General features: G+C 63.3%; 20 protein-coding genes. 5 read left to right on the top strand and 15 right to left on the bottom strand.

Going from position 1 to position 24,418, the window contains the following annotated elements; genetic code table 11:
* Positions 1 to 11: 11 nt before the first annotated feature.
* Entirely contained in the window at positions 12 to 2,054 is a 2,043-nt protein-coding gene (gene metG, locus HWQ56_RS22440) for a methionine--tRNA ligase (protein WP_176571805.1), read from the bottom strand.
* A gap of 187 nt (positions 2,055 to 2,241) precedes the next feature.
* Here metG and apbC point away from each other — a divergent pair, with 187 nt between their 5' ends.
* Entirely contained in the window at positions 2,242 to 3,336 is a 1,095-nt protein-coding gene (apbC, locus tag HWQ56_RS22435) for an iron-sulfur cluster carrier protein ApbC (protein ID WP_176571804.1), read from the top strand.
* Positions 3,337 to 3,461: 125 nt separating this feature from the next.
* Here the strand turns inward: apbC and HWQ56_RS22430 are convergent, their stop codons facing one another.
* A complete protein-coding gene (locus tag HWQ56_RS22430) occupies positions 3,462 to 3,671 on the bottom strand; it encodes a cold-shock protein (protein ID WP_008365925.1) in 210 nt (69 codons plus the stop codon).
* Between the two features lie 337 nt (positions 3,672 to 4,008).
* Between HWQ56_RS22430 and dcd the strand changes: the two genes are divergently transcribed.
* Positions 4,009 to 4,575 (top strand): dCTP deaminase, encoded by a 567-nt coding sequence (dcd, locus tag HWQ56_RS22425; protein WP_003184751.1) that lies wholly within the window; start codon positions 4,009 to 4,011, stop codon positions 4,573 to 4,575.
* Between the two features lie 100 nt (positions 4,576 to 4,675).
* On the top strand, positions 4,676 to 4,891 hold the full coding sequence (locus HWQ56_RS22420) for a hypothetical protein (protein ID WP_158155088.1): 216 nt from the start codon (positions 4,676 to 4,678) through the stop codon (positions 4,889 to 4,891).
* A gap of 58 nt (positions 4,892 to 4,949) precedes the next feature.
* Here the strand turns inward: HWQ56_RS22420 and pdeM are convergent, their stop codons facing one another.
* The 9 genes from pdeM to HWQ56_RS22375 form a co-directional block, all read right to left on the bottom strand.
* Positions 4,950 to 5,609: a ligase-associated DNA damage response endonuclease PdeM gene (pdeM, locus tag HWQ56_RS22415; RefSeq protein ID WP_176571803.1), complete on the bottom strand. Its 660-nt coding sequence runs from the start codon at positions 5,607 to 5,609 to the stop codon at positions 4,950 to 4,952.
* Positions 5,606 to 8,044 carry a ligase-associated DNA damage response DEXH box helicase gene (locus HWQ56_RS22410; protein WP_176571802.1) on the bottom strand — a complete coding sequence of 813 codons (2,439 nt, stop codon included), beginning with the start codon at positions 8,042 to 8,044 and terminating at the stop codon, positions 5,606 to 5,608. Before HWQ56_RS22410 ends, pdeM begins: the two co-directional genes overlap by 4 nt.
* A gap of 73 nt (positions 8,045 to 8,117) precedes the next feature.
* Complete coding sequence (locus tag HWQ56_RS22405) at positions 8,118 to 8,882, bottom strand: ABC transporter ATP-binding protein (RefSeq protein WP_176572468.1); 765 nt, start codon at positions 8,880 to 8,882, stop codon at positions 8,118 to 8,120.
* 13 nt (positions 8,883 to 8,895) lie between these two features.
* Positions 8,896 to 10,014, bottom strand: a complete 1,119-nt coding sequence (locus tag HWQ56_RS22400) for a succinylglutamate desuccinylase/aspartoacylase family protein (protein ID WP_158155092.1) — start codon at positions 10,012 to 10,014, stop codon at positions 8,896 to 8,898.
* A 9-nt stretch (positions 10,015 to 10,023) separates the two neighbouring features.
* Positions 10,024 to 10,734 (bottom strand): ABC transporter permease, encoded by a 711-nt coding sequence (locus HWQ56_RS22395; RefSeq protein WP_158155093.1) that lies wholly within the window; start codon positions 10,732 to 10,734, stop codon positions 10,024 to 10,026.
* Positions 10,731 to 11,459, bottom strand: a complete 729-nt coding sequence (locus HWQ56_RS22390) for an ABC transporter permease (RefSeq protein WP_176571801.1) — start codon at positions 11,457 to 11,459, stop codon at positions 10,731 to 10,733. Before HWQ56_RS22390 ends, HWQ56_RS22395 begins: the two co-directional genes overlap by 4 nt.
* A gap of 66 nt (positions 11,460 to 11,525) precedes the next feature.
* Positions 11,526 to 12,305: a transporter substrate-binding domain-containing protein gene (locus HWQ56_RS22385; protein ID WP_158155095.1), complete on the bottom strand. Its 780-nt coding sequence runs from the start codon at positions 12,303 to 12,305 to the stop codon at positions 11,526 to 11,528.
* Between the two features lie 198 nt (positions 12,306 to 12,503).
* Positions 12,504 to 14,141, bottom strand: a complete 1,638-nt coding sequence (locus tag HWQ56_RS22380; protein WP_176571800.1) for an ATP-dependent DNA ligase — start codon at positions 14,139 to 14,141, stop codon at positions 12,504 to 12,506.
* Positions 14,138 to 15,148: a ligase-associated DNA damage response exonuclease gene (locus tag HWQ56_RS22375; protein WP_158155098.1), complete on the bottom strand. Its 1,011-nt coding sequence runs from the start codon at positions 15,146 to 15,148 to the stop codon at positions 14,138 to 14,140. Before HWQ56_RS22375 ends, HWQ56_RS22380 begins: the two co-directional genes overlap by 4 nt.
* Before the next feature lie 136 nt (positions 15,149 to 15,284).
* Here HWQ56_RS22375 and HWQ56_RS22370 point away from each other — a divergent pair, with 136 nt between their 5' ends.
* A complete protein-coding gene (locus HWQ56_RS22370; protein WP_176571799.1) occupies positions 15,285 to 15,830 on the top strand; it encodes a glutathione peroxidase in 546 nt (181 codons plus the stop codon).
* Positions 15,831 to 15,896: 66 nt separating this feature from the next.
* On the opposite strand, the gene HWQ56_RS22365 is transcribed toward HWQ56_RS22370, so the two are convergent.
* From HWQ56_RS22365 to HWQ56_RS22355, 3 genes are all read right to left on the bottom strand, one after another.
* Positions 15,897 to 17,168: an OmpP1/FadL family transporter gene (locus HWQ56_RS22365; RefSeq protein ID WP_158155101.1), complete on the bottom strand. Its 1,272-nt coding sequence runs from the start codon at positions 17,166 to 17,168 to the stop codon at positions 15,897 to 15,899.
* Between the two features lie 144 nt (positions 17,169 to 17,312).
* Entirely contained in the window at positions 17,313 to 17,795 is a 483-nt protein-coding gene (locus tag HWQ56_RS22360) for a hypothetical protein (protein WP_158155103.1), read from the bottom strand.
* Between the two features lie 301 nt (positions 17,796 to 18,096).
* Positions 18,097 to 18,318: a hypothetical protein gene (locus HWQ56_RS22355; protein ID WP_158155104.1), complete on the bottom strand. Its 222-nt coding sequence runs from the start codon at positions 18,316 to 18,318 to the stop codon at positions 18,097 to 18,099.
* 1,222 nt (positions 18,319 to 19,540) lie between these two features.
* On the opposite strand from HWQ56_RS22355, the gene HWQ56_RS22350 reads away from it, so the two are divergent.
* Positions 19,541 to 20,917 (top strand): DNA recombination protein RmuC, encoded by a 1,377-nt coding sequence (locus tag HWQ56_RS22350; RefSeq protein WP_176572467.1) that lies wholly within the window; start codon positions 19,541 to 19,543, stop codon positions 20,915 to 20,917.
* Here HWQ56_RS22350 and HWQ56_RS22345 read toward each other — a convergent pair.
* Entirely contained in the window at positions 20,888 to 24,358 is a 3,471-nt protein-coding gene (locus HWQ56_RS22345; RefSeq protein ID WP_158154236.1) for a hybrid sensor histidine kinase/response regulator, read from the bottom strand. The two genes, HWQ56_RS22350 and HWQ56_RS22345, sit on opposite strands and share 30 nt — an antisense overlap.
* Positions 24,359 to 24,418 lie beyond the last annotated feature (60 nt).

The raw sequence follows: 24,418 nt of genomic DNA, 5'->3' as shown, positions 1-24,418 counted from the left end.
AGGGCGGGGTGTTACTTGATGCGCTGGCCTGGCTTGGCGCCGCTGTCCGGGCTCAGCAGGTAGATCTCTTCACCGCCCGGGCCGGCGGCCATGACCATGCCCTCGGAAATGCCGAAGCGCATTTTGCGCGGCTTGAGGTTGGCGATCATCATGGTCAGGCGACCTTCCAGCTCGGCCGGGTTCGGGTAGGCGCTCTTGATGCCCGAGAACACGTTGCGTTGCTCGTCGCCAATGTCCAGCGTCAGGCGCAGCAGCTTGTCGGCACCCTCCACCTGTTCGGCCTTGACGATCAGGGCCACGCGCAGGTCGACAGCCGCGAACGCGTCGAACTCGATCTCCGGTGACAGCGGGTCCTTGGTCAGCTCGCCATTGCCGGCAGGTGCGGCGGCGGCCTGGCTGGCTTCCAGGTCTTCCCGGGAGGCGTCGACCATGGCTTGTACCTTTACCGGGTCGATACGGCTCATCAACGCCTGGAACGGGTTCAGGCCATGGTTGGCGAGCAGGGTCTTGTGGTCGTCCCAGGTCAGCGGCGCCACGTTGAGGAACGCCTCGGCGTCGGCCGCCAGCTTCGGCAGCACCGGCTTGAGGAAGATCACCAGCTGGCGGAACAGGTTCACGCCCAGGGCGCACACCGCCTGCACTTCGGCCTGCTTGCCTTCCTGCTTGGCCAGGGCCCAGGGCGCCTTTTCGGCGATAAAGGCGTTGGCGCGGTCGGCCAGCGCCATGATTTCGCGCATGGCACGGGCGAAGTCACGGGCCTCGTATGCTTCGGCGATGCTCGGTGCCGCGGCCAGGAAGGCATCGGTCAGCTCGGGGGCGGCGTTCTCGGCCACCATCACGCCAGCGTTGCCTTTATGGATAAAGCCGGCGCAGCGGCTGGCGATGTTGACCACCTTGCCCACCAGGTCGGAGTTGACCTTCTGCACGAAGTCGTCGAGGTTCAGGTCCATGTCGTCCACGCCACGGCCCAGTTTGGAGGCGTAGTAGTAGCGCAGGTACTCCGGCGACAGGTGGTCCAGGTAGGTACGGGCCTTGACGAAGGTGCCGCGCGACTTGGACATTTTCTGGCCGTTGACGGTCAGGTAGCCGTGCACGTTCACCGCGGTCGGCTTGCGGGAGCCGGCGCCTTCGAGCATGGCGGGCCAGAACAGGGCGTGGAAGTTGATGATGTCCTTGCCGATGAAGTGGTACAGCTCGGCGGTGGAGTCCTTGCCCCAGTACGCGTCGAAGTCCAGCTCCGGACGGCGTGCGCACAGGTTCTTGAAGCTGGCCATGTAGCCGATGGGGGCGTCCAGCCATACGTAGAAGTATTTGCCCGGCTCGCCTGGAATCTCGAAGCCGAAATACGGCGCGTCGCGGGAGATGTCCCACTCCTGAAGGCCGCTGTCCAGCCATTCGGCCAGCTTGTTGGCCACCGCGTCCTGCAGGGTGCCACTGCGTGTCCAGGCCTTGAGCATGTCCTGGAAGTCGGGCAGCTTGAAGAAGAAGTGCTGGGAGTCACGCAGCACCGGGGTGGCACCGGAGATCGCCGACTTGGGGTTCTTCAGCTCGGTGGGTGCATAGGTGGCGCCGCATTTCTCGCAGTTGTCGCCGTACTGGTCTTCGGCCGCGCACTTGGGGCAGGTGCCCTTGATGAAACGGTCGGCCAGGAACATCTGCTTGTCGGGGTCGAAATACTGGGTCACCGAACGCTGGGAGATGTGCCCGGCGTCGCGCAGCTTCAGGTAGATCTGCGACGACAGCTCGCGGTTTTCCTGCGAGTGGGTGGAGTGGAAGTTGTCGAACTCCACCAGGAAGTCGGCGAAGTCGGTGCTGTGCTCGACCTGGACGTTGGCGATCAGTTGTTCGGGGGTGATGCCTTCCTTTTCCGCGCGCAGCATGATGGCCGAACCGTGGGCGTCGTCGGCGCAGACGTAGGTGCACTGGTTGCCGCGGTGCTTCTGGAAACGCACCCACATGTCGGTCTGAATGTACTCGACCATGTGGCCAAGGTGGATCGAACCATTGGCGTAGGGCAGGGCGCTGGTGACGAGAATCTTGCGGGGCTCGGACATGGGGCTCGGCTACTTAGAAGTCAAACGAAGATCGGCCACTATAAAGGCCCGGCGGATTTTTTTCACCCTCCCGAGGCTTCCTCTGCCCGCAGGGTGGTGCGGGTGGCTTCGAGATTTTCCCTACCTTGCCGCGGACGCGCTAGGATAGCCGCCTGTCTTGCTCAGTCTTTATATAACGGGAGAACCCATGGGCGCCGTCAACCGCGCAGCCGTCGAGGCCGTGCTTCGCCAGTACACAGACCCCTACCTGAACCAGGACCCGGTCAGCGCCGGGTGCGTGCGGGCCATCGACATCAATGGCGAGCAGGTCAGCGTCACGCTGGAGCTGGGCTACGCCGCCGGCCTGTTCAAGAACGGTTTTGCACAGATGCTGCAGTTGGGCATCGAGGGCCTGGAGGGCGTCGCCCGCGCCACGGTGCAGATCAACAGCGTGATCGCTGCGCACAAGGCTCAGGCCCAGGTGCCAGGCATGGCCAACGTCAAGAATATCGTGGCCGTGGCCTCGGGCAAGGGCGGGGTGGGCAAATCCACCACCGCGGCCAACCTGGCCTTGGCCCTGGCGCGTGAAGGCGCGCGGGTAGGGATTCTCGATGCCGACATCTATGGCCCCAGCCAAGGCGTGATGTTCGGTATTGCCGAAGGCACCCGGCCGCTTGTCAAGGACCAGAAGTGGTTCGTGCCGCTCAAGGCCCACGGCGTCGAGGTGATGTCGATGGCCTTCCTGACCGACGACAACACCCCCATGGTGTGGCGTGGGCCCATGGTGTCCGGCGCGTTGCTGCAGTTGATCACGCAGACCGCCTGGGACGACCTGGACTATCTGGTCATTGACATGCCGCCAGGCACCGGCGACATCCAGCTGACCCTGGCGCAGAAGGTGCCGGTGGCCGGTGCCGTGATCGTCACTACCCCCCAGGACCTGGCCTTGCTGGACGCCCGCAAAGGCGTGGAGATGTTCCGCAAGGTCAACATTCCGGTGCTGGGCGTGGTGGAGAACATGGCCGTGCACATCTGCTCCAATTGCGGCCACGCCGAACACCTGTTCGGTGAAGGCGGTGGCGAGAAGCTGGCGGCCCAGTATGGCGTGGAGCTGCTGGCGTCGTTGCCGTTGTCGATGCTGATCCGCGAGCAGGCCGACAGCGGCAAGCCCACGGCCATCGCCGAGCCGGAGAGCCAGATCGCCATGGTTTACCAGGAACTGGCTCGCCACGTCGGTGCGCGGATCGTGCTGCAGGAAGCCGCGGCGCCCGCGATGCCGAACATCACTGTCAGCGACGATTGAGAGCGGCGTCATTTGGTCCCCGAGCTTCGCCCGGACCGGGCGAGCTCGGGGAACAGGCATCGCAAATTCCAGGTATAAAAAAACCCCGCTCGAGAGCGGGGTTCTTTTTAACTGTTCAGTACAAGTTAGATAACTTGAACTTCTTCAGCTTGCATGCCTTTCTGGCCGCGGGTAGCGACGAAAGAAACTTGCTGGCCTTCTTTCAGGCTTTTGAAGCCGTCAGCCTGGATGGCTTTGAAGTGTACGAACAGGTCGTCACCGGATTGTGGAGTGATGAAGCCGAAGCCTTTTTCATCGTTGAACCACTTAACGGTACCGGTTTGGCGATTGGACATGGTGAGTCTCCTTGGACAAAGTTAACTGCGGCTAGGAACGCCCTGGCCGAGACTGAGTGCAAAGAGCAGGAAAATTCATGAAGATGTAAAACATCGGGTAGAGATTCTCAGTGACACAAGCAACACAGTGACGCCACCATAACCCTTTTTCCGGGGCCTGCCAATGCCCTTCGCAACGAATATCCCAAATCATGACTGACGGCGTGGGCAAGTGACGAAAAGTCGCACTTTTCCCCGGCTCCCGGGCGGCTAATTGACCACTGCGCTTTGAGCCCTGGCCTGCGGTCCGGTAAGATGCCGGCATCATTTTCACACCTCGCTATTCAGGACACCCGCCATGAGCATCAAATCGGACAAGTGGATTCGCCGCATGGCGCAAGAGCACGGCATGATCGAGCCTTTCGTCGAGCGCCAGATGCGTGGCGAAGGCGCCGACCGGCTGATCTCCTTCGGCGTGTCCAGCTACGGCTATGACGTGCGCTGCGCCGATGAATTCAAGGTGTTCACCAACATCAACTCGGCCACCGTGGACCCGAAGAACTTCGATGAGAAGAGCTTCGTCGACGTCAAGAGCGACGTGTGCATCATTCCGCCGAACTCCTTCGCCCTGGCCCGTACCGTGGAGTACTTCCGTATCCCGCGCAACGTGCTGACCATTTGCCTGGGCAAGAGCACCTACGCGCGCTGCGGCATCATCGTCAACGTGACGCCGCTGGAACCCGAGTGGGAAGGCCACGTGACCCTGGAGTTCTCCAACACCACCACGCTGCCGGCCAAGATCTACGCCAACGAAGGCGTGGCGCAGATGCTGTTCCTGGAGTCCGACGAAGAGTGTGAAGTGTCCTACAAGGACCGCGGTGGCAAGTACCAGGGCCAGCGTGGCGTGACCCTGCCGCGCACTTAATCCGACCGGCGCAAGGAATTAGTCGGGAAAAAGGCACTCTATCGAGGTGAACTGTTCCGTTTCGCGTTACGCGCAGCGGACCTTTGCCCAGGGAGTGCCTATGAAAATCGACCCGACCATCAGCGCCGAACTGGCCAGGCTGCAACCCAACCAGATTGGCATGCTAGCCTGGACCTTGCTGGCCAACCCCATGGCCCAACAAGCGGGCGGCGTACCGGGCCAACCGGACCCTGACCCCAACCCCGACTACCCTCAGCCCGAAGAACCCGGCGAACCCACCATTCCCGACCAGCCGCCCCCCGCGCCTGTAGCGTGACGGTGAGTTGAGCAACGGTACAGGGGCCGGCACACGGCCCCTGTGCGGTGACAAACGCCTACCTTCCCACTGGCCATACGTGCCCGTCGCCGACCACGTAGACGTTCTCCTCCGCCCCTGGGCGCACGGCATAGCCACCTGTGAACGCCCCGAAGGCCGGTAGCAGGCTCATTTGCTCCCCCAGCACGAAGCAGGGCAGGCGCAGGCTCTGGCGGCCTCGTCCTTGTAGCCGGTACACCGGGTGCACATGCCCCGCCAGCACGGGCAGCTGTGGGTGCGGCATGGGTTCATGCTGCAGCGCCAGAGGCCCGACCACCCACGGCTCGCTGACCACCTGGAAGTCCAGTGCCGCAGGTGGATCACCGGCGCGCCTGTCGTGGTTGCCGCGGATCAGGGTGACCGCCAGTCTGGCATGACGCTCGCGCCAGGCCGTCAACGCGGCGAGCGTTGCCGGGTTCTGGGAGCCGGGTGCGTGCAGGAAGTCCCCCAGGAAGATCAATTGCTCGCACTCATGCTGCGCCAACAGGCTATCCAGCACGGCCAGATTGCTGGCGGTGGTGCCATGGGGTACTGGCTGGCCCAGGCGCCGGTAGGCAGCGGCCTTGCCGAAATGGGCGTCGGCGATCAACAACGCGCGCTGGGCTGGCCAGTAAATGGCTTTTTCGGGCAGCAACCAGAGGCGCGCGCCGTTCAGGTCCACGGGGTAATGCCCATTCACTGGTCGGCCGCCCGTTCGAGTTCACCGACCATGCGCGCGATTCGGTCGGCGAGTTTTTCGGAGCTCAGGCTTTCCCGGAAGCGTTCTACCAGCAGCGGAAACGCCAGCGGGGTCGCCCGCTTGAGTGCGTGCAGGTCCAGGCGCAGGCCCTGGATGCGCGTGAGTGTCTGGGCCAGGCGCTGCACATCCAGCTCCTGGCGCAGTACCTCTTCCTGAGCCTGAGTCAACAGCAGGTTGCCGGCGTCGTATTGCTTGAAGACCTCGAAGAACAGGCTGCTGGACGCCTGCACCTGACGGGTGCTTTTCTGCGAACCAGGGTAACCCCCGAAGACCAGGCCGGAAATACGGGCAATCTCCCGAAAACGTCGTTGCGCCAGTTCACCGGCGTTGAGGCTGGCCACCACGTCTGCCAGCAAATCGTCCGGGCTGAGCAGGGCGCCATTGAGCCACTGCGCCCAATCCACGGCCGTCGCGCTGAGGAGTTCGAAGCCGTAGTCATTGACCGCCATGGAGAAGGTCAGCGGCTGCTGGCGGCTCATGCGTGAGGCCAGCAGGCTGGCCAGGCCAAGGTGCACCTGGCGCCCGGCGAAGGGGTAGAGGAACAGGTGCCAGCCTTCCCGGGACTTCAGGGTTTCAGCCAGCAAGGTGGCGGGGGTCGGCAACGCAGACCAGTGTTGCTGCACTTCCAGCAGCGGGCGCACGGCCCGCATGGGCGCGCTGTGGTACTCCCCCTGGGCAGCCAGGCCCAGTTGCACCACCAGGGCATCGGCCAGCTCGCTGGACAGCGGCATGCGCCCGCCATTCCAGCGCGGCACGGCGGCTTTTTTCGCGGTGCTGCGCTTGACGTAGGCGGTCATGTTTTCCACCCGCACCAGCTCCAGTTGCCGGCCGGCGAACAGGAAGCCGTCGCCGGGGCGCAGGCGGGCGATGAAGCCTTCCTCCACGCTGCCCAGCGAGCGGCCGCCACCGCCCTTGCTCCAGAATTTGAGTTGCAGGCTCGCATCGCTGACGATGGTACCGATGCTCATGCGGTGGCGGCGCGCCAGCCTTGCGTCAGGCACCCGCCACACGCCCTGTTCGTCAGGCTCCACACGCCGGTAGTCGGGGTAGGCGGTCAGCGAATGACCGCCATGGCGCACAAATGCCAGGGCCCATTGCCACTCGTCATCGGTGAGGTCCCGGTAGGCCCAGGCGCTGCGCACCTCCGGCAGCAGCTCGTCAGGCCGGAAACCGCCCCCCAGGGCCATGGTCACCAGGTGTTGCACCAGCACGTCCAAGGGTTTGTGGGGCGATTGGCGCGGTTCTATCTGGCGGTCGGCCACGGCCTGCTCGGCGGCGGCCGCTTCCACCAGTTCCAGGCTGTGGGTGGGCACCAGGGTGACCCGCGAAGCGCGGCCGGGGGCGTGGCCGGAACGGCCGGCGCGCTGCATGAGCCGCGCCACGCCCTTGGCTGAGCCGATCTGCAGCACACGTTCCACTGGCAGGAAATCCACCCCCAGGTCCAGGCTCGACGTACAGACCACGGCCTTGAGTTCACCCTGCTTGAGTGCCCGCTCCACCCAGTCACGGGTTTCCCGGGCCAGGGAACTATGGTGCAGGGCAATGATGCCGGCCCAGTCGGGACGAGCGTCAAGGATCGACTGAAACCAGATTTCCGCCTGGGCGCGGGTGTTGGTGAACACCAGGCAACTGCTGCTGGAGTCGATTTCGGCCACCACCTGGTCGAGCATGCGCAAGCCCATGTGGCCACCCCAGGGAAAACGCTCGATGGCGCCGGGCAGCAGGGTATCGACTTCTATCCGCTTGGCGTCGGCGCCCTGCACGCTGACCCCTTCGCCCGGGCCCAGCAGCACATCCTGGGCATGGGCCTGGTTACCCAATGTGGCGGAAATACCCCACACGATCAGCTCAGGCTGCCAGCGGCGCAGGCGCGCCAGAGCCAATTGCAGCTGCACGCCGCGTTTGTTGCCGATCAATTCGTGCCACTCGTCCACGACCACCATGCGCAGGCTGGCGAACTCGGTGCGGGCCTGCTCGCGAGCCAGCAGCAGGGTCAGGCTTTCCGGAGTGGTGATGAGGGTGGTCGGCAGGCGCCGGCCCTGGCGGGCACGCTCTGCACTGCTGGTGTCGCCTGTGCGCAGGCCCAGGCTCCAAGGCAGTTGCAGGTCGTCCAGGGGCGCTTGCAGCGCGCGTTGGGTGTCGGCGGCGAGGGCGCGCATGGGCGTGATCCACAACACCGTCAGCGGCGCGGTGCGGCTGCCGGCCCTGGCGAACTGCTGCAGGGCCGCGAACCATAGCGCATAGGTCTTGCCGGCGCCGGTACTGGCATGCAGCAACCCGGATTGTCCCGCTTTCACCGCTGCCCAGACCTGCTTCTGGAACGCGAAGGGCTTCCAGTGTTGGTGGGCGAACCAATGGCGGGCGTGATCGGGCATGGGCGCTGTCCGTGGGGGTTAAACCAAAGACAGCAGCGTCCGGCAGATAGTTTTGTTGAAAACGGGGCGGGTGTTACTTCAGGTTGCCGCTGAGGAACTGGCGCAACCGCTCGCTGGTAGGGTTGCCCAGCACGTCCGCCGGCGCCCCCTGTTCTTCCACCAGGCCCTTGTGCAGGAACATGACCTGGTTGGAAACCTGCCGCGCGAAACTCATTTCGTGGGTAACCATGATCATGGTGCGGCCTTCCTCGGCCAGGCCCTGTATCACCTTCAGCACTTCGCCCACCAGTTCCGGGTCCAGCGCCGAGGTAGGCTCGTCGAACAGCATCACCTCCGGTTCCATGGCCAGGGCGCGGGCAATGGCTACCCGTTGTTGCTGGCCGCCGGAAAGGAACGCCGGGTATTGGTCGGCCACCCGCGCTGGCAGGCCTACCTTGTCCAGGTAGCGGCGCGCACGGTCTTCGGCTTCGTGCTTGCTCACGCCCAGTACGCGGCGCGGGGCCATGGTCACGTTTTCCAGCACGCTCATGTGGCTCCACAGGTTGAAGTGCTGGAACACCATGGCCAGGCGGGTGCGGATGCGCTGCAGCTCGGCCGGGTCGGCCACGCGCATGACGTGGCTGTCCTGCACCATGCGAATCTGCTTGCCGTCCAGGCTCATGGCTCCGTCATTGGGGGTTTCCAGGAAGTTGATGCAGCGCAGGAAGGTGCTCTTGCCCGAACCGCTGGCGCCGATCAGGCTGATGACGTCGCCGGTGTTGGCCTTGAGCGACACGCCCTTGAGCACTTCGTTGTCGCCGTAGCGTTTGTGCAGGCCTTCGATGGTCAGTTTGTACATGGGCAAGTGGGTCTCAAGGCGAAAGGAGGTAGCCGCTGCGGTAGGCGTCACGGCCGGCGACATGGGCGATGACCATGCCGGCGGTGGCCATGCGGCGCAGCGAACGGGCGTAGAGCAGGCCAGGCTGGGCCGACCGCACCGGGGTGACGGTGTCGGTGATCGGGTCGATGACCTCGGCGATCAACTGCCCGGCCGTCATCAAGGTGCCCGGCAGCACATGAAACACCAGCAGGCCGCCCACGGGCGTGGCCACCGGTTCCACGGCCGCCAGTGGCGTGGCCGGCTGCAGCAGCGCGGGCAAGGGCGCCGGGGTGCCGCTGATGGCGCCGAAGTGGGTCAGGTAGTCGAGAATGCCCTGGCAGTCGGCCAAGGCCGTGGGGTGGTCCACATCGCCCTGGCCGCGCAGTTCCACGGTCACCGAAAAGCTGCCCTGGGGGATCTCGAAACGGTGGTTGAAGCGCTGCTGCAATTCCCACCACACCAGGGTGAAGCACTCGTCGAACGACTGGCCGCCCGAATCGGTAGCCAGCAGGCTCGCCTGGGCGCCCAGGTAGCGCGACAACGGCTCGACCTTGGGCCAGGCCTCGGGCGTGGTGTACAGGTGCTGCACGGCTTCGAAGTCACAGTGCAGGTCCAGCACCATCAGCGCATCGCAGGCCAGGCGTTGCAACACCAGGCGCTGGGATTGCAACTGGGTGACCGGCACCTGGGCGTGCAGGGCGTTGCGCAGGCTGGCGCGGATCAGCCTGGCGTTGTGCTGAGGGTCATCGCTGAGGTGGGGTTCCACTTCGGTACCGACTTCATCGCTGAGGTCCACGAACAGGCGGTTGAAGTTCTGCCCGCTCTCCAGCTCGTAGCGGCCCAGGGGCACGTCCATCAGCACTTGTTCCAGGCCCACCGGGTTGGCGACCGGCACCAGCACGATTTCGTGGGTCAGGCGCCCGGCCTGCTCCAGCTCGGCCAGGCGCTGCTTGAGGTGCCAGGCCACCAGCATGCCGGGTAGTTCGTCGGCGTGCAGCGAAGCCTGTATATAGATTTTGCCGGCGCCGTCCGTGGGGCCGTAGTGAAAACTGTGGATCTGCCGGGTGGTGCCGGGCACCGGGCTGATCAGGTCATGGGTATGGTGGTGCATGATCGGGTCCTAGTGCGCGGGGCCGAGGAAGGCCAGCCAGCGGCGTTCAGCCAGGCGGAACAGGCCGACCAGGGTGAAGGTGATGGCCAGGTAGATCAGCGCGGCGATGCCGAACGATTGGAAGGTGAGGAAGGTCGCCGAGTTGGCGTCCCGGGCCACCTTGAGAATATCCGGCACCGTGGCGGTAAAGGCCACGGTGGTGGAGTGCAGCATCAGGATCACTTCGTTGCTGTAGAACGGCAGCGAGCGGCGCAGCGCCGACGGCATGATCACGTAGGTATAGAGTTTCCAGCCGGTAAGGCCGTAAGCCTTGGCGGCCTCCACTTCACCGTGGTTCATGCTGCGGATGGCACCGGCGAATATCTCGGTGGTGTAGGCGCAGGTGTTCAGCGCGAAGGCCAGGATGGTGCAGTTCATGGCATCGCGGAAGAACGCATCCAGCACCGGCTGCTCGCGCACCGCCGCAATGCTGTAGATACCGGTGTAGCAGATCAGCAACTGGATGTAGAGCGGCGTGCCGCGAAACAGGTAGGTATAGAACTGCACCGGCCAGCGCAGCCAGAAGTGGTTGGATACCCGGGCGATGGACAGTGGAATCGACACCACGAAGCCGATGGCGATGGAGGCGCTGAGCAGCCACATGGTCATGGCCAGCCCGGTGATGTGCTGGCCGTCGGAATACAGGAACGGGCGCCAGTACTGTTGCAGCAATTCGATCATCGCACCGCCTCCCGGTTGCCCGCGCTGTAACGCCGTTCGGCCCAGCGCAACACGATGTTGGACGCACTGGTGATCAGCAAGTAGATGATGGCCGCCAGGACCAGGAAGTAGAACAGTTGGTAGGTACTCTTGCCGGCGTCCTGCGCGGCCTTGACCACGTCCGCCAGGCCGATGATCGACACCAGGGCGGTGGCCTTGAGCATCACCATCCAGTTATTGCCGATGCCCGGCAGGGCAAAGCGCATCATTTGCGGGAACACCACGTAGCGAAAGCGCTGGCCGCGCTTGAGCCCGTAGGCGGTGGCCGCTTCCACTTGGCCGCGTGGCACGGCGAGGATGGCGCCACGGAACGTTTCGGTGAAATAGGCACCATAGATGAAACCCAGGGTGATCACCCCCGAGACGAAGGGGTCGATCTCGATGTAGTCCCAGTCCATGGCGTCGGTGAAATTGGTCAGCCAGGTCTGCAGGCTGTAGAAGATCAGCAGCATCAGCACCAGGTCAGGCACGCCGCGGATCAGGGTGGTGTAGAGCTGGGCGGGCACGCGCAGCAGTTTGACACTGGACAACTTGGCGGTGGCGCCCAGCAGCCCCAGGCAAACGCTTACCAGCAACGACAGCACGGCAAGCTTGATGGTCATCCAGGTGCCTTGCAGCAGGATGGGGCCGAAGCCCTTCAAGCTGAATGCCGAAAGCCCCAGGTTTTGTAATAGGTCATCGAACATGGATCAGGCCTGTGCAGGTAGAAAAAACGCCCTCCCCTGGAGAGGGGAAGGCGTCGTTACCAAATGTTACTTACCGCTGTACAGGTTCAGGTCACCGAAGTGTTTTTTCTGGATGGCGTCGTAGGTGCCATCTTTGTGTAACGCTTCGATACCTTTGTCCAGCAGGGCCTTGAGCTCTTTGTTACCTTTCTTGATACCGACGGCGGTCTTGGCTGGCAGCAGCGGGTCGTCGACCGGCTTGCTGACTTCGTAGTCGGCGCCCTGTGGCGATTTCAGGAAGCCCAGCTCGGCCTGCAGCATGTCCTGGATGGAGGCGTCCAGCCGGCCATTGGTCAAGTCAGCGTAGACCTGGTCCTGGTTGGCGTACGGCTGGATCTTCACCCCGGCCGGTTCCAGCTTGGCCTTGGCGTAGGCTTCCTGGATGGTGCCTTGCTCATAACCCACGGTCTTGCCTTTCAGCGATTCGGGAGTACCGTAGGCTGCACCTTTTTTGAACACCAGCGCAGTCGGGCCGGAGAACAGCTCGCTGGAGAAGTCGATGACCTTTTCCCGTGCTTCGGTCACGGTCATGGACGAGATCACCCCGTCGAATTTACCGGCGTTGAGGCCGGGCACCATGCCGTCGAAGTCGTTCTCGACCCATTTGCACTGCACTTTCAGCTCTTTGCAGATGGCGTTGCCCAGGTCGATGTCGAAGCCCACCAGGCTGCCATCGGCGGCCTTGGATTCAAACGGGGCGTAGGACGGGTCCACGCCGAAACGCAGTACCTTGTAATCCTTGGCCATCGCGGCGCCAGCAGACAAACATAAGGCCAGTGCAGAAAGGGTCAGCAATGCTTTTTTCATTGTGCAGTCCTTAGAACCTGAGAAGAGCGTACAGAGGTACGCGACATTCGTTACCGGCAAATGCCAGACATCATTGTGATAGCAATTTCCGCACCATAGTCCACGAACGGGCGTTTAAATGGAGCACCCGCGAAGGCTCTGGAACGCCGCCATGCCCAAAATCGGGCGACCCGGAAAGCGCGCACCAAATGCGTGCAATCAGCTCAGCAGGTCTTGCAGCGTAGCCAGACTATCGGCTTCTTCCACTGGCTTGTCATGTCGCCAGCGCAACATGCGTGGAAAACGTACGGCAATGCCGCTTTTATGACGTTTTGACAGGGCAATGCCCTCGAAACCCAATTCAAACACCAGGGTGGGGCGCACGCTGCGCACCGGGCCGAACTTCTCCACGGTGGTCCTGCGCACGATGGCGTCCACCTGGCGCATTTCTTCGTCGGTCAGCCCCGAATACGCTTTGGCGAAGGGCACCAGGGTGCGCTCACTGGCTTCGGCAGGGCCGTCCCAGACCGCGAAGGTGTAGTCGGTGTAGAGGCTGGCGCGTCGGCCGTGGCCGGCCTGCGCGTAGATCAGCACGGCGTCGACGCTGAACGGGTCCACTTTCCATTTCCACCACACCCCCATGTCCTTGGTGCGCCCGACGCCATACAGTGCTTCGCGGGCCTTGAGCATCATGCCCTCAACGCCCAGGCGCCGGGAATGCTCGCGTTGCTCGGCCAGGGCCTGCCAGCTATCACCTTGCACCAGAGGGGACAGGCGCAGCACTGGCAGGTCGGCACTGGCCACCACCTGTTCCAGCTGGCGGCGGCGCTGGTGTTGGGGTTCATTGCGCCAGTCATGGCCTTGCCATTCCAGCAGGTCGTAGGCCAGCACGGCCACGGGAACCTCGGTCAGCATCTTCTTGCTCAGGGTCTTGCGGCCGATGCGCTGCTGCAACAGGGCGAAGGGCTGTACGCCTTCATTCCACACCACGATCTCGCCGTCAATGACCGTGCCATCGGGCAGGCCGTCGACCAGAATCTGCAGTTCGGGAAACCGGTCGGACACCAGCTCTTCACCACGTGACCACACCCATAGCTGGCCATCGCGCTTGACCAGCTGCGCGCGGATGCCGTCCCACTTCCATTCCACCTGCCAGTCGCTGACCGGGCCGATGAGGGCGTCGAACTGCTCCACAGGTTGCTGCAGTGCATGGGCGAGAAAGAAGGGGTAGGGCTGACCACCACGCTGGGCATGTTCGTCAGCCGATTCGGCGGCGATCAGCCGGCGATAACTGTCGGCGGTGGGGCGGTGGGACAAGTCGGTATAGCCCACCAGGCGCTGGGCCACGCGCTTGCTGTCGATGCCGGCCAGTTGCGCGAGGGCACGGGTGACCAGCAATTTCGATACGCCCACCCGGAAGCTGCCGGTGATCAGCTTCAGGCACAGCATCAGGCTTTGCCGGTCCAGCTGCGCCCACATCGCCGGCAGGCGCTCGGCCAGGGTTTCCGCTGGCAGGCCGCGCAGGGGCAGCAGGGCCTGCTCTACCCACCAGGCCAGGCCCTGATCGCTGCTGTGGTCGGTTTCCGGTAGCAATAGCGAAAAGGTTTCGGCCAGGTCACCAACGGCCTGGTAGCTTTCTTCGAACAGCCAGTCGGGGATGCCGCTGGTGGCCACCGCTATCTCGCGCAGCACCCGGCTGGGCACCAGTTGCCGGGGGCGCCCGCCGGAGAGGAAGTACACGGCCCAGGCGGCATCGGCCGCGTCGGCCTGGGTGAAATAGTCTTCCAGCGCCTGGCGCTTGGCGTTGGTGGAGGTAGTTTCGTCCAGGCGGGCATACAGTTGGGCAAAGGCTTTCATGCGGTGGCCACCTTGTCGTCGTCTTCGTCGCCGTACTCGGTGGTGAAACCCTGGGCGTCCAGGCCCAAGCCGCGCAGGTAGCGCACCAGCACCGCCACCGAGCCGTGGGTGACCATTACCCGTTCAGCGCCGGTCTGTTCGATGGCCCACAACAGCCCAGGCCAATCGGCGTGGTCCGACAGCACGAAGCCGCGGTCCACGCCGCGCCGGCGGCGGGTGCCGCGCAGGCGCATCCAGCCACTGGCGAAGGCGTCACTGTAATCGCCAAAGCGGCGCATCCAGGTGCTGCCACCCGCCGAGGGGGGCGCCAGGATCAGCGCCTGACGCAGGGCCGGGTCGGTTTTTTTGAAATCACCGGCGTAGTGGGTGTCGGGAATGTGGATGCCACCTTCGCGGTACACCCGGTTCAGCGGCTCTACCGCGCCATGCACCAGGATCGGCCCGATGCTGGCATCGATGCCATGCAGGATGCGCTGGGCCTTGCCAAAGGCATAGGCGAACAAGACGCTGGCCTTGCCTGCCTGGGCATTGGCCCGCCACCAGGTGTCGATTTCGCTGAAGATCTCCCGCTGCGGCTGCCAGCGGTAAATAGGCAGGCCGAAGGTGGATTCGGTGATGAACGTATGGCAGCGTACCGGTTCGAACGGTGCGCAGGTGCCATCGGCTTCCACCTTGTAGTCGCCGGACGCCACCCAGACTTCGCCCTGGTATTCCAGCCGCACTTGAGCGGACCCCAGCACGTGGCCGGCCGGATGAAAGCTGAGCGTTACCCCGTGGTGCACCAGGCGTTCACCGTAGGCCAGGGTCTGCAGATTGATGTCGGCGCCGAGCCGCGCGCGCAGGATGCCGGCACCCGGGCTGGCGGCCAGGTAGTGGCTGTTGCCCGTGCGAGCATGGTCGCCATGGCCGTGAGTAATCACCGAGCGCGCCACGGGGCGCCAGGGGTCTATGTAGAAATCGCCGGGCGGGCAATACAGGCCTTCGGGGCGGGCGATGACGAGGTCCATGGGCGAGCCTTTCGCTGGGGGCTTAAAGGCTCAGAGGCGGACGGCGTGATATAAGTTTCAATGGGGTAGGGGTGGGGTTCCGAGCCTTCGGGCGAGCTCCTACACTGAAGGTAACGGTCGATAAGGAGCAACACCGATGGCCCTGCGCTGGTTGGCATTACCGCTTGTGCTCATGACCGGTTCGGCTTTCGCCGCCGGTTGCCCCGAACTGCTGCAAGGCCAGATGCTGGCGCTGCGGGGTGGGACGCCCATCGACCTGTGCCAGCGCTTTGCCGGCAAGCCACTGGTGGTGGTCAACACCGCCAGCTATTGCGGCTTTGCCCCGCAGTTCAGCGGCCTGGAGGGCCTCTATAGCCGGTACAAGGGCCAGGGCCTGGAGATGATCGGTGTACCCTCCAATGACTTCAAGCAGGAAGCCCAGGACACCGCTGAAACCGCCAAGGTCTGTTACGCCAACTACGGCGTCACCTTCACCATGACCCGCCCCACTGCCGTGCGGGGTGCTGACGCCACCCACCTGTTCAAGGTGCTGGCCAAGCAGAGCAGTACGCCGAAGTGGAATTTCTACAAGTACGTGGTGGACCGCCAGGGCAATGTGGTGGCGAGCTTTTCCAGCATCACCAAACCTGACGACCCCGATCTGATCGCCGCCGTGGAAAAGGCGATCGCCTCCAAGCCCTGATGCGGCGTATGGGTGGGGTAAACGAAAAAAACCCGCCGAGGCGGGTTTTTTGCTGCAAGCATGGAATCAGAAGCGGTAGGTGATCGAGGTACCGAAACCGCTGGCGCTGTTCTTGTACTTGGAGCTGTAGGCCAGTTTCGAAGCGGAGACTTCGTTGACCTTCACGCTTTCTTCCCACAGGTAGGAATAGGCGAAGTCCAGGGTGATGTTGTCCACTGGGGTCCAGCCCACGCCGAAGCTGACGGCTTGACGGTCGCCCGTCGGGATGCGTGGCGAGCGGTTGACGTTGTTGGTAGGCGATTGGTCGACCGAGTAGCCGGCGCGCAGTACCACTTCCTTGTTCAGCTGGTAGGCGGCACCAATGGCGTGGGCCCAGGTGTCGTGCCAGTTCTGCTCTTCGGTAATGGTGCCCAGCGAGCTGGACAGCAGCGTCGGTACGCCCGAGTTCTCCACGGTGATGTCTTTGAGGCGGCTCCAGCGGGTCCAGGTGCTGCCGGCGTACAGGGTCCAGTCGTCGCCCACTTTCTGGGTAACGGAGAAGTCGACGGACTCGGGGGTGGTCAGGTCGAGGGAAGCGTCAAAGCTGCGGCCGCCCAGGCCCAGCAGGGCGAACGTGCCGCCGGTGACCTTGGTGTCACCGTCCAGGTGGTAATCAACCTTGGAGTGGTAGGTCAGGCCCAGGCTGGTAGTGGGGGTAGCCTGTACCAGGATACCGGCGTTGAAGCCGATGGCGGTGTCATCGCCGTTGATCTTGACCTTGCCGTCGTTGACGCCGGGGCTGGAGGCAGTCGGTACCTGGGAGCTCAGTTCGCCATCGATGCGGTTGATGGTCGGGCCGAAACCGATCGATACCATGTCATTGAAGGCGTAGCTGACGGTCGGCTGGAAGGTGTACACCGACACCTTGCTCTTGTTGGCGTAGTAACGGCCGGCGAAGTCGCTGCCGTAGTCGGTGATCAGACCGAACGGTACGTAGAAGCCGACACCGAACGCCCAGTGGTCGTCGATGGGCTTGACGTAGTAGCCCATGGGCACGGCAGTCAGCGGCACCATGTCGCCATCTTCCTTGCCGCCCAAGGTTGCGCGCGTGTTGCTGATATCGGTCTTGGCATCGATGACCGCGGCCCCCACGGTCACTTGTTCGTGCTTGAGGCGCGACATGCCGGCAGGGTTGCCATAAATGGTGCTGGCGTCATCGGCAGACGAAGAGCGGCCGGCGAACCCGGTACCCATCCCGCTGATACTGGTTTCGTTGATGGCAAAGCCACTGGCGAACAGTTGGGTGGAAGCGAGCGTTACGGCGATGCTGAGTGTGGTCTTGAGCATTACTTTTTTCATTATTAGAACTCCATGTGATCACCGAAGCGAAAACTACCAACATTTTCGCGGCGGCGCTATAGCCCGTATCGCTTGAGATAGAGCGGTTTTGTAGGACAATCCGACCAGATTGATGGCTTATAAGCTGGCGTTATGCCACAACCATCAGCTGGCTAATCTGTCAGGTGTCGTGATGCAGCGTGCCCAGGCGGCAGTAAAATCCCTGATGCGCCCCTGGGGTTGGAAGGTTTGACGCCATATTCTGGCCATGCCGATGAGATCATCGGCCTGTGGCAAGGGCGTTTTCTGCTGTTCTATCAATAGCCAGGCGATGGCCGTGGCGTATCGCAGATTGACGGTCAATTCCTGATGCGGGCCACTTAAAAAAGCATGCTGGCTGGCCAGGCCGCGCACCAGGCTGGCCAGTTCGGGGTCCAGCGCCAGGTAGCGGTCCCACAACGCCTGATGGCGAAGGGCGCCAATCCGATACAGGCCATGGCCTCGCCGGCCGTGCAATTCACTGCCCAGGGCCGACTGGCTGGCCGCGACGCCCAGCAGCAATGCTTCGGCATTCGCGCAATGACGCCCCAGGTACAACAAGGTTGGGCGAATCACATACTGGCTCAATTCCCGTGCGGCGATGCCCATAAAGCCCTGCGACCTCTCCTGTCTGGCCGGCGGGGCTAGGGTGCTTGGCAGCAGTGAATTGGACGGCCCCGCCGGAAGCGGCGTGCACCGCTTGAATTGAAGTGTAGTGTCATATGTGTGCTGTAAAGGGCTGTTTTTAAATTATTTGCCTGGGCCCAGCCGTCATGAATATGCCACAGGGAAATAAGGGAGGCCCTGCAAGTTACCCAGGCAAGGCGCTGCTTGGCGACCTGCAGCTGGCCGCCAAGCGGCCATAAAAAAGCCCCGCATCAGAGCGGGGCCTTGGGGTGTTGCGGTTGCCTCAGGCAACCAGTGCCTGGCGCGTACGGTCGATAACGGCCTGCAGCGGCTCGGCGCTGGAGTATTGTTCCGGGTACAGGCGTTCGCTGTGACGGGCAATACCGTGCTCGTTGACGATCGTGAAGCTGAAGCAGCCTTTGCGAGCGGCCATGATCAGGCAGTTCAACGGTGCAAAGGCGTGGGTCAGGGTGCGAATGGCATCTTGAGTGTGGATAGTGTTCATAGTTATTGGATGTTCCTGCAAAAGACACGGATAAGATCCGTGCGCACTAAAAACGTTCCAGTAACGTGGGCCACCATTGGCCGAACGAAGAACCTGACTGGAACAAAAGCAGCCAGTGTGAAGCGCATTTCAAATGTGGCGCTTGGGCTGACCGGTAGGTACTTAGGAGGACAGGCAACACACCGGGGCAAAGGTTCACAGCCCGTGGGTGAAGATCCTGATCAATCAGCAGGTTGGTTAGGTCAGAGTAAAGAGGCTTGGCAGCGATGCTCGTCAATGTGCGAGGATCGTGAAGTGTTTACCTGGAAACCATCGAGTAGGTCGGTCCGCTGTTTCAGCAGGGGGTTCGCTTTGCTGCGAACGACGTGCTGGAGGACTTTGTCGACCGTAAATTGACTTTCAGCTTGGTACTAACATTTTCAAGGCTACATCAAGTCCTGGCGCCTTGGCAACTGTTTTGTTACGCGGCGGCGGTAGCGGCTGGTCAGGGAGCGTCTTGCGGCTAGCAATCCGTTACCGCTTTGGTCTAGTAGCGCAGCAGGCCAGTTTGCACCTTTAGTCGTGCATTGGGAACCCCCTGGCGAGGTGTTTTCCTCGGTAGAGCTTGACATCGAGACCGAACATGGTGCGGTCCATTGCCTCCAATCAGGGCGGTTGTGCACATCACTCCCCTCATCTGCAATTTCCTTGCAAAGCCCTTGCCCATCCCACCCCTATGCTCGACTGAAAATTTAAGTCAATGAAAAAAAACGCTTTTTTGAGCTGGTGAAAAAATCGTCAGTTTGACTGAAAGCCCCATTCTACCGGGGTTTGCGGGCATCGGGAGGGGGTTGTCCACTGAGTTATCCACAGCTTCTGTGGATTGTCCCGAGCGCTTGCTCTAGCACGGGCGTGCTCGGTAATTTCATGTGTCGGGGCAAGTCTTCATCTGATTATGTCAATGCTTCGATGAGAATATTTTGCATTGTGCAGGCACCGATATTTTTTTTCAGGTGTTGTTCAAAAATGTGCGGCTATCGCCCGACCAGAGGCAGAACGCATCATCGGTTTGCCGCCGGTCGTCGCTTCGCTCAGACTGTGCCTTTGTTTGAACGCGGTGGGATTTGAAATGGCTTTGGACATCACCAGCCTGTTGCTTGGCTTGTTGCTAGCGGGGGTACCCAGCCTGGCGCTGGCGTTTCAGTTGCAGCGGCGCCTGAGCCGCGTGAACGCCGACACCGCGCTGCTGAACGAGCGCCTGGCAACCGCGCAGTTGGCCCAGGATGGCCTAAACGCACAACTGGATGCCTGCCGTGACGAAATCAGCGACCTGGCCCAGGCCAATGGTGTGAAGCAGGCCGAGCTGGCCGCCCAGGGCCGCGAACTGGAGCTGCTGCAGATCGAGCGTGACAACGCCCGGGATGCCGCCCATGCCTGGAGCCTCGAGCGCAACGGCAAGGAAGGCGAGTTGCGCCGGCTGGCGGCCGAGTGCGCGGGCCTGCAGGCCGAGTTGCGCGAGCAGCAGGACAGCCATCAGCAGCGGCTGACCGACTTGCAGGGTTCGCGGGACGAGCTGCGCGCGCAGTTTGCCGAGTTGGCTGGGAAGATCTTCGATGAGCGCGAGCAGCGCTTTGCCGAGACCAGCCAGCAACGTCTTGGGCAATTGCTCGACCCGCTCAAGGAACGCATCCAGTCGTTCGAAAAGCGCGTGGAAGAAAGCTACCAGCAGGAGGCCCGTGAGCGGTTTTCGCTGGGCAAGGAACTGGAGCGCCTGCAGCAACTGAACCAGCGACTGAGCGACGAAGCCACCAACCTCACCCAGGCACTGAAGGGCCAGAAAACCCAGGGCAACTGGGGCGAGCTGATTCTGGAGCGGGTACTGGAACACGCGGGCCTGGAGAAGGGCCGCGAGTACCAGACCCAGGTCAGCCTGAAAGGCCCGGACGGTGAGCGCTTCCAGCCCGACGTGCTGATCATGCTGCCCGGTGACAAACAAGTGGTGGTCGACTCCAAGGTCAGCCTCACCGCGTACCAACAGTACATCAGTGCCGACGACCCGGCGGTGTCCCAAGTAGCCCTGAAGCAGCACGTGCTGTCGCTGCGCAACCACGTCAAGGGGCTGTCGGGCAAAGACTACAAGCGCCTGGAAGGCCTGCACAGCCTGGACTTCGTCCTGCTGTTCGTGCCCATCGAGGCGGCCTTCTCGGCGGCCCTGCAGGCGGAACCGAACCTGTTCCAGGAGGCCTTCGACCGGCAGATCGTGATCGTCAGCCCCACCACCTTGCTGGCCACCTTGCGGGTCATCGACAGCCTGTGGAAACAGGAAAGGCAAAGCCAGAACGCCCGGGAAATCGCCGAGCGGGCAGGGTGGCTCTACGACAAGTTCGTTTTGTTCATTCAGGACCTGGACGAGGTGGGCAACCGCCTGCAGCAATTGGACAAGGCCTACAGCGCGGCGCGCAACAAGCTCACCGATGGCCGTGGCAACCTGGTGAGCCGAACCGAGCAGCTCAAGCTGCTGGGCGCGCGCGCCAGCAAAAGCCTGCCCGCCGACCTGCTGGAACGCGCCATGACCGATGCCGAAGGCGCGTCACTGCCGGCTGAGGTGCCGGTTCAGTAATGCCCGCAGCGCCGCAGGCTTCACGGGCTTGGCGAGGTAGTCCAGGCCGGCGGCATGCACCTGGTCCAATACCTCGGGGCGGCCGTCGGCGCTGATGACCATGCCCGGTATCGGGGCGTTGAGCTGGGTACGTAGCCAGGCCATCAGTTGCGGTCCGGTGTCGCCTTCATCCAGGTGGAAGTCCACCAGCGCCAGGTGTGGGCGCATGCCGTTGTCCAGCAGGTGGCGGCACTGCAGGCGGTCACGGGCGGTGAACACGTGGCAGCCCCAACGGCTGAGCAGGCTGTTCATGCCCACCAGGATGCTGTCTTCGTTGTCCACGCACAGCACGTGCAGCCCGCTGAGGTCATGGCCCTTGCTGGCGATCGCCACGGGCGCGGGCGCGGCCACACTGGCCACCGGCACGGTCACGCTGAACACGCTACCCTTGCCGGACCAAGACCGCACTTGCAGGCGGTGGCCCAGCACCCGGCACAGGCCGTCGGCAATCGCCAGGCCCAGGCCCAGGCCTTTTTCGGCGCGGGTCTGGTGGCTGTCCAGGCGCTTGAATTCCTCGAAGATCACCTGCAGCTTGTCATCCGGAATCCCTGGGCCGCGGTCCCATACTTCCAGGCTCAAGGCCCCGGCTTTGCGGCGCACGCCCAGCAGGATCGGGCCTTTGCCGTAGCGGAAGGCATTGGTGAGGAAGTTCTGCAGGATCCGCCGCAGCAACTTGATATCGCTGTTGATCCGCAGGTCCGATGATCGCACATGGAACGCCAGGCCCTGTTCCTGGGCCAGAGCCTTGAACTCGGCGCCCAGGGTGTCGTACAGGTCGCTCAACGCGAAAGGTTTGCTGTCCGGGGTGATCTTGCCGTTTTCCAGGCGGGAGATGTCGAGCAGGTCACTGATCAGATCTTCGGCCGAGCGCAGCGAGCTGTCCATGTGCTGCACCAGTTGCTGAGCGTCGGCGGACAGGCCGTCGCCCTGGTGGGACAGCGCGGCGGAGAACAGTCGCGCGGCGTTCAGTGGCTGCATCAGGTCGTGGCTGACGGCGGCGAGGAAGCGGGTTTTCGATTGGTTGGCGGCCTCGGCGGTGCTCTTGGCCTGGGTCAGGGCCTGGTTCAATTGGGACAGTTCATGGGTGCGTTCGGCGACCCGTTGCTCCAGGCTTTCGTTGGCCGCGGTCAGTGCCTGCTCGGCCTCGCGGAACGCGGTGATGTCGGTGAAACTCATGACGAACCCGCCACCGGGCATGGGGTTGCCGATCAGTTCGATCACCCGGCCGTTGGGAAACAGCCGCTCGGAGGTGTGCGCGCGGCCTTGGCGCATCCAATGCAGGCGTCGGGCGACATGCACTTCGGCTTCCCCTGGGCCGCACAGGCCGCGTTCGGCGTTGTAGCGGATGATATCGGCGATGGGCCGGCCGACAGTGATCAGGCCGTCGGGGTAATTGAACAGCTCCAGGTAACGGCGGTTCCAGGCCACCAGGTGCAGCGACTGGTCAACGACACTCACGCCCTGGCTGATGTTCTCGATGGCGCCCTGTAGCAACGCACGGTTGAACTGGAGTACTTCGCTGGCTTCGTCGGCAATTTTCACCACATCTTCCAGCTGCATGTCACGGCCTTCGATGGCTGCGCGCACCACGGCGCGGGTGGATGAGCTACCTAGCACACCCGCCAGCAAGCGTTCGGTGTGGGCGATCCATTCGTTGTCGGCGCGCTGGTTGGGGTTGAACCCTATGCCCTGGCGGTAGGCGAAGCGAATGAAGCTTTGCCGTGCCCGGTCTTCACCGACAAAGCGGGAGGCCAGGGTCAGCAAGTCCTCTATCTGTACCGACAGGGCCAGCCGCCCGCCGGGCCGGGCGCTGGTTTCCTGGCCGATGAAGCGGCCGGCCTGCCAGTGCTCCGACACCCGCGTGCGCGACAGCGCGGACACCCAGGCGAACAGGATGAAGTTACCTGCCAGTGACAGCACCACGCCCTGGGTCAACGGCGTGATGGGCAGCCCCAGCGGGTTGCTGTGCAACCAGGTCAGCCCCGGGAACAGGTGCAGGGGCAGGCCCAGGCTGTGGGCCGACATGGGCAGGATCAGGGTGTAGAACCACAGGAAGGTACCGGCGGCCAGGCCGGCGAACACGCCGCGGCGGTTGGCCTTCTTCCAGTACAGCGCCCCCAGCATGGCCGGGGTCAGCTGGGTCACGGCGGCGAAGGCGATCTGGCCGATGGTGGCCAGGCTGGCGGTGCTGCCCAGCAACCGGTAGCTGACGTACGCCAGCAACAGGATGACCACGATACTGATGCGCCGCACCGACAGCATCCAGTGGCGAAATACTTCGAACGGCCGCTCGGCGCTCTGGCGACGCAGCAGCCAGGGCAGCAGCATGTCATTGGACACCATGGTCGACAGGGCCACGCTGGCGACGATGACCATGCCGGTGGCCGCGCTGGCGCCGCCGATGAAGGCCAGCAGGGCAAGCGCCGGGTGCGCCTCGGCCAGCGGCAGGCTGATGACGAACGAATCAGGGATGACCCAGCTCGGCAGGCGCATCTGCCCGGCCAGGGCGATGGGCACCACGAACAACGCGGCCAGGATCAGGTAGGCGGGGAATACCCAGCGAGCGAGCCGCAGGTCCTGGGGCTCGATGTTCTCCACCACCGTGACATGGAACTGGCGGGGCAGGCAGATGATCGCCATCATCGCCACGCCGGTCTGCACTACCATGGACGGCCAGTTGATGGTCTCCTGCCAATAGCTCTCCAGGCGCGGCGCCAGGGACGCCTGGTTGAGCAGGTCACCGAAGCCGTCGTACAGGCCATAGGTGACGAACGCCCCGACGCCGAGGAAGGCGAACAGCTTCACCAGCGCCTCGAAGGCAATGGCCAGGACCATGCCGCGGTGGTGTTCGGTGACGTCCAGGCTACGGGTGCCGAAGACGATGGTGAACAGCGCCAGCACCAGCGACACCACCAGGGCGGTGTCCTGCACACGCGTGCCAGTGGCGTCGGCACCGGCGCCTATCAGCAGGTTCACGCCCAGCACGATACCTTTGAGCTGCAGCGCGATGTAGGGTAGCACGCCCACCAGGCAGATGAGTGCCACCACGACTGCCAGGGACTGCGACTTGCCGTAGCGGGCAGCGATGAAGTCGGCGATGGAGGTGATGTTTTCCTGCTTGCTGATCAGGATCATCTTTTGCTGCACCCAGGGCGCGAACACCATCAGCAGCACCGGGCCCAGGTAAATGGGCAGGAACGCCCACAATTGCTCGGCCGCCTGGCCGACGGCGCCGAAGAAAGTCCAGCTGGTGCAATACACCGCCAGGGAAAGGCTGTACACCCAGGCGCGCAGGCGCGGCGACAGCGGCGTGCTGCGGCGGTCGCCATAGAAAGCGATGGCGAACATCACGGCCATGTAGGCCAGGGCGACCGCGGCGATCAGCCCGCTGGACAGCGACATCAAGAGCTCCGATGCAAAGGGGGTGCGGATGGCTACCAGTCTCGCACGGCCAAGCCCGGC

Source organism: Pseudomonas eucalypticola, assembly GCF_013374995.1.
Lineage (GTDB): Bacteria > Pseudomonadota > Gammaproteobacteria > Pseudomonadales > Pseudomonadaceae > Aquipseudomonas > Aquipseudomonas eucalypticola.
Note: the sequence above shows the minus strand (reverse complement) of the source record. Positions and strands in the feature narration are given on the sequence as shown.